The organism is Pseudoruminococcus sp. (assembly GCF_047012705.1).
In the GTDB taxonomy this organism is placed as follows: Bacteria; Bacillota; Clostridia; order Oscillospirales; family Acutalibacteraceae; genus Pseudoruminococcus.
Genome location: NZ_JBKXNW010000005.1, coordinates 214504 through 226117, shown reverse-complemented (window position 1 = coordinate 226117; position 11614 = coordinate 214504). Strand labels below are relative to the sequence as shown.

The 11614-nt window shown below is 43.3% G+C and carries 8 protein-coding genes and 1 pseudogene; 5 read left to right on the top strand and 4 right to left on the bottom strand.

Translation table 11 applies throughout. The features are described 5' to 3' along the window. Positions 1–267, bottom strand: a pseudogene (locus tag ACLU24_RS06890) (hypothetical protein); the annotation flags it as partial. A 36-nt stretch (positions 268–303) separates the two neighbouring features. Beyond that, the gene (locus ACLU24_RS06885) at positions 304–975 is read right to left on the bottom strand and encodes an L-2-amino-thiazoline-4-carboxylic acid hydrolase (protein ID WP_412611318.1); all 672 of its coding nucleotides are present in this window, start codon (positions 973–975) and stop codon (positions 304–306) included. Between the two features lie 221 nt (positions 976–1196). Between ACLU24_RS06885 and ACLU24_RS06880 the strand changes: the two genes are divergently transcribed. Genes ACLU24_RS06880 through ACLU24_RS06860 form a run of 5 tightly spaced genes read left to right on the top strand, consistent with a single transcriptional unit; the run spans position 1197 to position 7510 of the window. Continuing rightward, the gene (locus tag ACLU24_RS06880; RefSeq protein WP_412611316.1) at positions 1197–2954 is read left to right on the top strand and encodes an ABC transporter ATP-binding protein; all 1758 of its coding nucleotides are present in this window, start codon (positions 1197–1199) and stop codon (positions 2952–2954) included. Beyond that, the gene (locus ACLU24_RS06875; protein ID WP_412611315.1) at positions 2954–4690 is read left to right on the top strand and encodes an ABC transporter ATP-binding protein; all 1737 of its coding nucleotides are present in this window, start codon (positions 2954–2956) and stop codon (positions 4688–4690) included. The genes ACLU24_RS06880 and ACLU24_RS06875 overlap by 1 nt, the downstream gene beginning before the upstream one ends. A gap of 17 nt (positions 4691–4707) precedes the next feature. Then, positions 4708–5322: an MptD family putative ECF transporter S component gene (locus tag ACLU24_RS06870; protein WP_412611313.1), complete on the top strand. Its 615-nt coding sequence runs from the start codon at positions 4708–4710 to the stop codon at positions 5320–5322. Next, positions 5322–6023, top strand: a complete 702-nt coding sequence (locus ACLU24_RS06865; RefSeq protein ID WP_412611311.1) for an energy-coupling factor transporter transmembrane component T — start codon at positions 5322–5324, stop codon at positions 6021–6023. The genes ACLU24_RS06870 and ACLU24_RS06865 overlap by 1 nt, the downstream gene beginning before the upstream one ends. Then, entirely contained in the window at positions 6020–7510 is a 1491-nt protein-coding gene (locus ACLU24_RS06860; RefSeq protein WP_412611309.1) for an ABC transporter ATP-binding protein, read from the top strand. Before ACLU24_RS06865 ends, ACLU24_RS06860 begins: the two co-directional genes overlap by 4 nt. A 183-nt stretch (positions 7511–7693) precedes the next feature. On the opposite strand, the gene ACLU24_RS06855 is transcribed toward ACLU24_RS06860, so the two are convergent. After that, positions 7694–7912, bottom strand: coding sequence for a phage integrase SAM-like domain-containing protein (locus tag ACLU24_RS06855; RefSeq protein ID WP_412611306.1), 219 nt, complete (start codon positions 7910–7912; stop codon positions 7694–7696). A gap of 228 nt (positions 7913–8140) precedes the next feature. Further along, positions 8141–11515 carry a DEAD/DEAH box helicase family protein gene (locus ACLU24_RS06850; RefSeq protein WP_412611304.1) on the bottom strand — a complete coding sequence of 1125 codons (3375 nt, stop codon included), beginning with the start codon at positions 11513–11515 and terminating at the stop codon, positions 8141–8143. Positions 11516–11614 lie beyond the last annotated feature (99 nt).

Sequence of the window (11614 nt, the reverse complement as noted above, 5' to 3'; positions counted from 1 at the left end):
CAGAGAACAGAAAAGGATAGCATGTATGAACTGTCCGCAAAAAATGACCGACTGAAGAAGAACAACAAGCATGACAATAAAGAATATCGTCATGAATATTTTTCTCTTTCGCTTCACAGTTTGTCTGTCGGTCAGACCAAGCTCATAAACTCTTTCCTGCACAGCCTTCGGATAAAAATAAAGTCCGTTAAGGGCATTGTTTCCGACACCAAGCTTTACCATCAACGTGAAAACAGCACAGAATAGTATTAGCTGTAAAACGATCAAATCAATCAACCTCTGTTTATTATCATTTTCCGTATCTTACTTTGCATCCGCACTTTTCACAAAGCCTGTTTCATCGTCTCTTTCTCTGCTCATCAGGTGGAAATTACATTCATCATCGCCATAGCCCAGCGTTTTTGTTCTGTCAAGAACAGCTCCCTGCATCTCAAAGGTGTAATAATCCATCATGCACAGATATTTTGTGATCTCCTCGCAGTGCTCCTGCTTTGTCAGCTTGCAGATACCGCACTGTTTATGCGTGATGTAATATTCATCCTTCCCCGGGACTGTTTCAAAATAATAAAACCAGTTCATAGGATATTCCTTAATATGATCTCTTGACCACTTTGCCTGTTTTGTCCGTGTGGCTATCTCCTTGTCCGTAAAAGCACTCTTTCCCTTCTTTGCTTTCACCATCAACGGACAGTAGGCAGCAGAACGAACCAAGCCTTTCAGCTTTTCTTCATTGATCTTCCCGTCAGCCTCTTTATACAGTGCGATCAGAAATGCACCTGCATACATTGTCATTACAAACATATTTTCTTTCATTTTGCCGATGCCGAGAGTTCTTTCAACGATTGCCCTGTACTCCTTTTGCACACGTTTTTTATAGGATACCATATCCATTCCCGGAATTTCTTTTTCAATATAGTCAAATGCCGTTTTTGCGAATGCGAATTTAATAAATCCGCCCATTATTCCGTATTTCATAAAGATGACTCCTATAATTTGATTAGATAACTCTAACTATATTATACTATATCATCACCGGTTTTTCAATAAGGTATTTTGTTAAAAAAAAGAGTATTAAAGGCTTGACAAGTTAGTTGCATCTAATTATAATAGTTAGGGTTGTTTAACTCACTGCATACATCATCATTAAGAAAGAGGCATGCGGTTTTATCATTTCAAAAAAGAAAGAAGGATTGATTTTGAAAAAGAAAAGTACTCTCTCCTGGGTGCTTGAATTTGCCGGGAGAAAGAAGATCTGTTTCGGCGGCAGTGTTTTGCTTGCTATACTTGGCGTTGCAGCGTCATTTATCCCATATCTGCTTACCGCTAATGTTGTGGGACAGCTTATTGCCGGAAACAGAGATTGGAGCTATTACCTGCAGATGATGCTGTTTATGGCGCTTTGCTGGGTCATAAGGATCACTTTGCATACGCTTTCGACATCGCTTTCCCATATAGGGACATTCAATGTTCTCGGCGGTATCAGAAAACAGCTCTGCGAAAAGCTCAGCCGTATTCCCTTAGGTTCGGTGCTGGATGACAACAGCGGAAGCTACAAGAATATCATTGTTGAGCGTGTTGATTCAATGGAAACGACGCTTGCGCATATCGTTCCGGAGTTCACGGCAAACATCCTGCTTCCTGCGGTTATGTTCATTTATCTTATGACTATAGACTGGCGGCTGGGACTTGCTAATCTTATATCTGTCGTTATAGGTCTTGTATTTGTGACCGGAATGATGATAAAAAGTAAGGGCGGCTACGAGATATCAGTCGAAAAGACAAAAAAACTCAACGACACGGCTGTGGAATATATAAACGGAATTGAGGTAATAAAGGCATTCGGTAAATCAAAAAGCTCCTATGAAAAATTTGTTACTGCCGCAAAAGAGGGCGCGGACTGCTTTATTGACTGGATGAGAAAATGTATCTGGTGGCAGGCTGGAAGTCTTTCGTTTATGCCTGCAACGCTTTTGGGTGTTCTGCCGGTAGGTTTGCTGCTTATAAATATCGGCAGCTTGTCAGCGGAGGGCTTTATCACAGGAATAATTCTTTCAGCCGGACTTATCACTCCCCTTGTTATCGCATTTTCCTATATGGATGATATCCTGAAAATGAAAACGATTTTCGGAGAGGTCACTGAAATACTTGAAAGAAAGGATATGGTTCGCCCTGCATCTCTTTCAAAAAAACCGCACGGATGTGATATCGTTCTTGAGGATGTACACTTTACCTATAAGGAGAAAGAAGTGCTTCACGGTGTTGATATGAAGATCAGACAGGGTGAGGTCACTGCTATCGTCGGACCTTCGGGATCAGGCAAAAGCACTATTGCAAGACTGATAGATTCCTTGTGGGATACCGACAGCGGCAGGATAATCTACGGCGGCATAGATATCAAAGAGCTGCCCCTTGACTATTACACCGATCAGATCGCTTATGTTGCACAGGACAATTACCTTTTTGATATGTCTGTCATGGAAAATATCCGTCTTGGAAAAAAGGGAGCTGCAGACGAGGAAGTCATAAATGCTGCGAAAAGCAGCGGCTGCCATGATTTTATTATGAGCCTCGAAAACGGATACGATACCATTGTGGGAGGCGCAGGCGGTCACTTGTCTGGCGGAGAACGGCAGAGAATATGTATTGCAAGAGCTATGCTGAAAAATGCTCCTGTTATAATACTTGACGAAGCAACAGCCTATACCGATCCGGAAAATGAAGCCCTTGTACAGTCAAGTGTGGCAAAGCTTGTCAGGGGGAAAACTCTTATCGTTATCGCGCACCGTCTTTCTACCATTATGGATGCAGATAAGATCTTCGTTGTAAACGGCGGCAATATTGAAGCTGAGGGAAAGCATGAGGAGCTGCTCTCGGGATGCAGTCTGTACCGCAGAATGTGGGATGCCCACCGTATGGCAAAGGACGAGGATATTTCCGGAAAGGAGGCAGTCTGATGTTTACAATGCTGAAGAAATTCTTTGATTTTTGCAGCCGGGAAAACAGAAATAAATTCTATATTTCCGTTGTACTTGGCGTTCTTGATGCGATATTTGGTGCAATGAAAATTCCGGCTGCGTTTTTTGCAATAAGCGCCGTGCTTGAGAATAAAATTGACGGTACAGCCTTTGCGCTTGTTATCGGGCTTATGCTTGTCAGCACGATAGGCAAGATGATAGTCAACCGCTTTTCTCAGATGCTCCAGACAGAGGCAGGCTACAACACCTGCGCAGGAAAACGGATTGAAATAGGCGAGCATCTGCGCTATCTCCCGATGGGTTATTTCAATGATACCAGTCTCGGGCACATAACCTCCGTGACAACGAATACGATGGAGCAGGTCGGAGACATCGCAACAAGGGCAGTTATGATGGTCCTGCAGGGAAGCATCACGACCATCGTTATCGGCATCGGAATGTTTGCTTTTGACTGGAGGATAGGGATAATTTCGGTGCTGAGCATTCTTGTATTTTTCCTTGTAAACAAATGGACAAATATAAGCGTTGCAAGAGTTGCCGATGAAAAGCTTGAATCGGACAGAGATATCGTCGGCGTCATCCTTGAATATATACAGGGTATTGCCGAGATAAGGAACTATAATCTTGTAAGTCAGAATAATGCAAGGCTTGACAAGGCTATAGACAGAAAGAAAAATGCAGATATCAGGGCAGAGATTGCTGCAATACCTGCTGTGGGTGTTCAGAATCTTGTCAGCAAGCTCGCCGGTGTTGTGATCGCAGGAGCATCCGTATTCTTCTTTCTTAACGGCACAATGGAGCTTAGCTATTGCATAACAATGCTGCTTTGCTCGTTCATGATCTTTGAAGCCCTTGATGCGGCAGGAGTATATACCGCCCTGCTGAAAATAATCGGAAAGGGCGTTGACCTTGCAAATGAGATACTTGACGTTCAGCAGATGGATATTGACGGCGAAGAGATCATACCGGAAAACCACGACATTCATTTGGAGCATGTCAGCTTTGCTTATGAAAACAGAAAGATCATTGATGATGTGACCCTTGATATAAAAGAGAAAACCACTACTGCCATTGTGGGTCCCTCCGGCGGAGGAAAGACCACTATCACATCCCTTATCGCAAGATTCTGGGATGTGCAGGAGGGCACGGTGACTCTCGGAGGCAGGAATGTAAGGGATTACAGCTTTGACAGTCTGATGGAGAATTTCAGCTTTGTTTTTCAGCGTGTGTATCTGTTTGAGGACACCATAGCAAATAATATCCGCTTCGGCAGACCGGACGCTTCAATGGATGAGGTTATCGCCGCTGCAAAGAAAGCTGCCTTCCATGAATTTATAACGGCTCTCCCGGACGGATATGATACAGTGGTCGGTGAAGGAGGCAGGGCGCTTTCCGGCGGAGAAAAACAAAGAATAGCTATTGCAAGGGCAATAATGAAGGACGCGCCCGTTATTGTTTTGGATGAAGCAACAGCCAACATTGATCCCGAAAACGAGAAGGAGCTGACGCAGGCTATCCAGAACCTGACAAAGGAAAAGACCATCATCATGATAGCTCACCGTCTGAAAACCGTCAGAAATGCAGATCAGATCATCGTTATTGACAAGGGTAGAATCGTTCAGCAGGGCAGTCATGAAAAGCTGATGCAGGAAAAAGGAATTTATAGAAGCTTCATTTCCGGCAGGAAAAAGGCAGTGAGCTGGAAATTAGCATGATTCAGGAGGAAACAAAAATGTCAGATAATAAGAAAAATGCGATAGAAAAGAAAAGACTCGGAGTTAAAGATTTTATTACGGTAGGTATCTTTACGGCAATTATATTTGTAGTTGAGTTTGCCTGCGGTATGCTTGGGTATATCCATCCCTATATAGTCGTTTCCTATGTGGTAATGATACCGCTTGTAGGATGCATACCGATGATGTTGTTTTACACAAAGGTGGAAAAATTCGGTATGATAACCATTATGTCTGTTCTTATCGCTATCATCATGTTTGTAACGGGAATGGGCTATCTCGGCGCTCCGCTGATAATACTTGCGGGAGTTATCGCTGATCTCGTTGCAAGATCAGGTAATTATAAGAGCTTTAAAAAGACTGTCCTGAGCAACGGTATTTTCAGCCTCTGGATATGTGCCAATTATTTTCCTGTTATAATAACTGCCGATTCCTACAGGAAGGATCTCATAGACGGCGGCTATTCCGCAGAGTACTGTGACAATCTTTTTGGCGCGATAAATTACAAAACCATTGCGGTACTGCTCATACTTTGCTTCGTGTTTGGCTGCATAGGTGCACTTATCGGAAAGGCAGCCATTAAAAAGCATTTTGAAAAAGCGGGGATAGTTTAATGAATATCAGGCTCGACCCGAGAACAAAGCTGTATATGATACTTATAGTGTCGGCTGTTGTTATGATGAGCGCAACAACTCCCCTGTTGTGGGCAGTCAGGATCATCATAACACTTGTGCCGATAATACTTCTGATTGCGGAGAAACGATATGCCAGCGCATTTCGTTTCTTTGCGCTGTATACGATCGCATTGATACTGACTTTCTTTTTTCTGTCGGATGAATCAACGGGTATAATAAAATCTCTGCTTACCGGTTACTGCGGGATCATCGCACAATTTCTTCCGGCAATGATAACGGCATGGTATGTTATAAGAACAACAAAAATTGACGAATTTGTGTCCGCCATGCAGAAAATGCACATTCCCGACGGAATAACGATCTCACTTGCGGTTGTCATGCGCTTCTTCCCCACCATAAAGGAAGAATACTTCTCTATTCGTGATGCCATGAAAATGCGCGGGATAGCCTTTGGCGGAGGCAGCGTCTTAAAGATGATAGAATATCGAATGATACCGCTTTTATTTTCATGCGTGAACATCGGGGATGAATTGTCCGCAGCAGCAATAACAAAAGGACTCGGAGGAAAGATAAAGAGAACAAGCGTAGCAGTACTGAAAATAGGGGCAACAGATTTATCGCTTATTACAGGCTTCACAACTGCGGCTGCGGTCTTTGTGATCTTTAAATATTTTGTATGATGAAAAATATTATAGAAATAGAAAATGTTTCTTTTCGTTATAAAGGCTCGGATGAAAGCTTGCTTGACAACTTTTCTCTGACTGTAAAAAAAGGAGAAGTCCTTCTTCTCTGCGGAGAATCGGGTTCGGGAAAAACTACTGTCATCAGGCTGATAAACGGTCTGATACCGCATTATTATCAGGGTAAGCTTGATGGAAATGTCCGCGTTGCAGAGCGTGATATAAAAGAAACAGAGCTGTATGAGCTTGCCGGCACAGTCGGGACGGTATTTCAGAATCCCAGAAGTCAGTTTTTTTCTGTGGATACTGACGGAGAGATCGTATTCGGACCTGAAAACATCGGTCTTGCTACTGATGAGATAATCAGACGCAAGCAGGAAACAGTTAAGGAATTTGATATAGAAAAGCTCCTCGGCAAAAGCCTGTTCGATCTTTCGGGAGGTGAAAAACAGAAGATAGCCTGTGCGTCTGTTTCTGCCTTGCTTCCCGACATTATTCTTCTCGATGAGCCGTCGGCAAATCTTGACCGGACAGCTACAGAGTATCTGAGGGAAACGATCATCAAATGGAAGAAACAGGGCAAAACAATCATTATTTCCGAGCACAGACTATGGTATCTTAGGGATATCGTTGATCGGGTCATACACATGGAAAACGGAAGGATAAAAAATGAATGGACAGGAAAGGATTTTTCGGGACTAAGCAGTGAAAGCATACAGAAGCTCAGGCTCAGACCGCTTACGGTGGAAGATACATTTTCGAGCGAAAACGATAGCTCATCCTTCCTTGATATGCCGGAGGAGAATGCTGTTATACTCGAAAATTTTTTCTTTACATATAAGCGCAGACCGCATCTTTTTTTCAGAAAAAAGCTGACACAGGCGGATGAAGATATTCTTACTCTTAATATCCCGAAGCTCAGACTGCCGAAAAACAGCGTTATCGCTGTTGTGGGGAGCAACGGAACGGGAAAATCTACCTTTCTGCGCTGCGTCTGTGGTCTGGAAAGAGATTGTCCTGGTGTTATCACTATGGATGGGAAAGAGTATAAGGGAAAAAACCGCACAGAACTTTGCTATATGGTAATGCAGGACGTGAATCACCAGCTTTTCACTGACAGCGTTATGGCAGAGGTAATGCTTTCTATGAAAGACAAAAACGAAAAAGCTTGTGAGATTATCCTCGAAAGCCTCGGACTTCTGCCATACAAGGATAAACACCCTATGGCGCTTTCCGGCGGACAAAAGCAGAGAGTTGCCATAGCATCAGCAGTTGCCGCAGGGGCAAAGCTGCTTTTATTTGACGAACCCACCTCCGGGCTTGATCTTTCCCATATGGAAATGGTCGGACAGCTTCTGACCAATCTGGCAAGGTCAGGCAGTACCGTGCTTGTTTCCACCCACGATCCGGAGCTTATCGGGCAATGTTGTGACTATATTTTATGCATTGATAAAGGGAAAGTTGGATACTACAAAATTAAAGAATAACTGAATGAAAAAGCTATCTAAGATACCAAGATGGTTGCAGAATTCATAACGCAATATCAAGACACTTGTAAAGCAACGAAATCCGTTTCCTTCCAAAAGAAGCCCTTTGATATGATCGCTCCGACAAACCAGAGAACAATCCTTTGCAAAAGGAATAACCCCTGAATTATCCTGTATAATGGCTTACAGATAGTCTGATAAATTGTGAAGATTGATATGTCTGGTGAGATTTTCCTTATACGCTATCGCAAGTTCTTTAGTCACCACCTGTGTTCCTGCGTACTGCCAAAATGCCTTAATGTCACGCATATACTTTTCGATGGTGTTTTCGCTTTTTTCTTCCAAGTGCAAGTGCTTTTTGAATTCATCTATTCTTTCTTTGGTTATAACAAGCTCGTCCATAATGATTTCACGCCTCCAGAAGTTTACATATATATAGTTTGCAACAGCAACGCTTACAGTATACTATATATCCCTCTGAACAAAATAAATATCAACGGGCAGATTTGATATTCTGATTATTCCACTGTAGAATAATTCGCTTATATATTGTTTGATAAAGACAAAAAAACAGTGCAGTACCTTTTGAGTAAGGATTAAGGTACTGCACTGTGTTTTTTATTTTGTTATTTATGCCACTACCTGCAAAGCATTATTCTTGATACTCTCAATAGTCAGCAGGATAGCATTTCTTGTTTTGGAATCAAACATCTTTATAAAGCTGTAGGGCTTATCAAATGGCGGTTTCATAAGAATTTTAATATCCTCGATATAACCGTTATTCTCGATATGGTTGATGATCTTCAGAATAAATTCGATCTGTTTCTGATTGAGCGAGCTGTCATTGATAAATGAAGAAAATGCAGACATAGCACTGTCATGATCGAGCTTTGCTATCTTTCGGATAAGCAGACCAAAGGGAGTGTTACCATACTCACGCTTGTAATCCTCGCTGTTACCAAGCTCCTGCGTGAGTATCCTTTCAAGCTCTGCATAATCTCCTTTTGAAAGCGGGAGATTATGATTCAGCTTATAGATAACAGTATCGTTCTTATGCTCCTCAACATAGCGGTTGACCTTCTTGCGATAGTCCTCAAAGTCGTATGCCGCACCAAGAGCATCACCCTCCTTGCTGTCAAGCACAGGATCATCAAGCTTTGTAAATATCTTGGGCTTGCCCGGACCTTGAACGAGGAACTGCATCAGGTCACGAAGCTCCTGACGGACTTTCTCCATCGTCAGAATACTTATGTTATCCCAGAATGTATCTGTCTGAATATCCTTGATAAGTGTGAGCTTCTGCTTGACCTGCGGTATCGTGGCTTTACGCTCCAATGCTTCAGCAGTCAGGCAGAGCTGATTTTTCAGATAATTCATTGTGGGCAGCTTATCAATATTTGCAAGCATCATTCCGTACATAAAGTTGTCAAAACGCTTTGCATACTCATCTGTGTCATTTGTAGTGATTAGCGGAGCAATATGCTTTTGAAGCTCCGATATATCCATATCGGAAAGTGATACCCATTTCTCGTTCTTTTTGAATTTCTCGACATATTCCATTTTTAGCCTTACCGATACAAGGTCATAGGAAAGAGCATTGATGCCTCCATGACAAGTATCTGTGAGCTGTCTGCGGAAATCCTGATACGCTTCATCGGAGAAACTACCATCCTGCAATGCGAATATGAGCCGAACCTGCTTGCAGAAGATATTTTCTGTCAGGGACTTTGTTTCTCCTGTTTCATAACCGTTCTTGTGTTCTCTGAAATATTCAAAGTTACCGCAGTAATCGAATATCAGAAACCGACATTTTTCCGTGTATTCGCCGTCTATACTGTCAATACAGGAAAGCTCTTTGCAAAGTCTTGTGCCTCTGCCTATCATCTGCCAGAATTTAGTTTTTGAGCGTACCTTCTTAAAGAACACAAGATTGACACATTCGGGAACATCAATGCCCGTGTCCATCATATCTACCGAAACGGCGATAACAGGCATTTTATCAGCTATTTTGAAATCGTCAATGATCGTCTGGGCATAGTTGTCGTCACAGGTGACACGCTGAGCAAAATGTCCGTTACCAAGCTTCGGATAAAGCGAGTTAAAACGCCGCACGATAAATTCAGCGTGTTCCTTATTCTGAGCAAATATGATCGTTTTGCCGAGTCTGTCGCCGCCGTGGACTTTGATACCGCGCTCCATAAGGTCTTGCAGGACGGTATCGACAGTAGTCTCATTGAAAACAAACTTGTTCAGCGCTGCCGAGGGGATAAAGTCCGGGACATAGCCGTCCTCGGCAAAATCGTCCTCATAGCGTTCCTTGTCCTCATCGGAAAGATCATCGTAGGTGATACCTTCTTCAAGAAACTTCGTCTTTACTTCATAGTTATAATATGGCACAAGCACATGATCGGTATGTACTGCCGTTTCGTAATCGTAGGCATAGGTCGGCACACCGTTCTCTACCTCAAAGAAATCGTAGGTGTTGCGGTCAACATCGGTTTTCGGTGTCGCTGTCAGACCGACCATGATCGCATCGAAATATTCAAAGATCGCACGATATTTCTTGAAAATGCTTCTGTGGCTCTCGTCCGTAATAATCAGGTCGAAGTGTGCAGGAGAAAACAGCGGCACTCCGTCCTGTGTCTTTGTGCTGTCAATAGCATTGAGTATAGTGGGGTAAGTCGAAAACACGATACGGGCATTTCTGTCATCCTTGTTACTGCATAAGTTGCACAGCGACATATCAGGCAGATAATTCTTGAAATCGTCCTTCGCCTGCTTGACAAGAGCCGTTCTGTCAGCAAGGAAAAGAATATTCGTAACATACCCTCCGCGGCTCAGGACATCTGTCAGGCTTGAAGCCGTCCTTGTTTTGCCTGTACCGGTAGCCATGACAAGCAGAGCCTTGCGAAAGCCCTCCTCAATATGCTCACATACTGCACGGATAGCCTCTTTCTGATAATAGCGATCCGTAATTCTGTCATCTATGGGGATAGTGCTGAGTTTTTTGCGGGTTTCACGGCGGTTCATCAGCTTTTCAAGGTCGGATTTTGTAAAGAAACCGCTTACCTTTCGCTGTGGAGAGGACATATCGTCCCAGAAGTAAGTTTCAAAGCCGTTTGAGGTAAACATCATGGGTCTGCGCCCGAATTTGCGCTCTAAGCAGTCGGCATAAAGCACCGCCTGTTTCCTGCCAATATTGGGATCCTTGCTCGTCCTTTTTGCTTCAATAACAGCAAGGGGCAGACCATCACGACCGAACAGCACATAGTCACAGTAGCCTTTCTGTCCGAAAACACCGTTCATATCGGTCACTTCGTATTCTTCCCATACATCGGCATCGGTACCGCCAAACTTCCAGCCCATTGATTTAAGGTCAACATCAATGTATATCTTTCGGGTTTTGAATTCCGAAAGATCGGCAGGAACAAAGGTGCGGCTTTCCTGCTTTTTTTCCTTTCCGGCAGTGAGGGATGCCGACATTTCGGCGATTTTAGCCTGTAATGCCTTGATCTCGCTGTCCTTCTGCTCAATAAGAGACTCCTGTTCTTTTATCTTTTTGGTGTCGATAATGATCTTTTCCGTAGGTATCAGGGCAGGATCAAAGTGCCGTTCCTGATAGTCTGAGCCATAGCAATAGTCCACCCATTCGATGAATTCAAACAGGCTTTCAAGGGCAAGCAGAGCATCAGCCTTATTGACAGTCCTCTCCGTATGTACTGAAAGGTTGCCGAGCTTGATAATAAAGGGCAGCTTTCCCCAGGTCTGGCTGTTGAGGGCAAAACGGAATGACGGCTCATGGATCAGCGATTGCAGATTGTCCTTATAAGGCATACTGATCGTGTTATCGGCGGAATACACCCATTTCACGGCAAGCTCCAAAGCCTTGCGGCAGCCCACAGTACACATTGCCGGAGAGGTGGAGTAGACCTTTTCGGCTTCGATGGCAGCAGCCGAGAATAAAGTGTAATCGGATATACTGCTCAAAAATTCAAAATTGGTCATATAATCTCACTCTCCTTATGTTTTTCTTTATATTGAAAACGATAAATTTCGATTTGTCGGTCTGTTCTACAAAGGCGGCGAATTGCTCTTGTAGGGCAA

Coding starts and splice junctions, on each gene's coding strand:
- ACLU24_RS06855 (WP_412611306.1), bottom strand. CDS start 7,912: ATGGACGAGCTTGTTATAACCAAAGAAAGAATAGATGAATTCAAAAAG.
- ACLU24_RS06860 (WP_412611309.1), top strand. CDS start 6,020: ATGATGAAAAATATTATAGAAATAGAAAATGTTTCTTTTCGTTATAAA.
- ACLU24_RS06875 (WP_412611315.1), top strand. CDS start 2,954: ATGTTTACAATGCTGAAGAAATTCTTTGATTTTTGCAGCCGGGAAAAC.
- ACLU24_RS06885 (WP_412611318.1), bottom strand. CDS start 975: ATGAAATACGGAATAATGGGCGGATTTATTAAATTCGCATTCGCAAAA.
- ACLU24_RS06850 (WP_412611304.1), bottom strand. CDS start 11,515: ATGACCAATTTTGAATTTTTGAGCAGTATATCCGATTACACTTTATTC.
- ACLU24_RS06865 (WP_412611311.1), top strand. CDS start 5,322: ATGAATATCAGGCTCGACCCGAGAACAAAGCTGTATATGATACTTATA.
- ACLU24_RS06870 (WP_412611313.1), top strand. CDS start 4,708: ATGTCAGATAATAAGAAAAATGCGATAGAAAAGAAAAGACTCGGAGTT.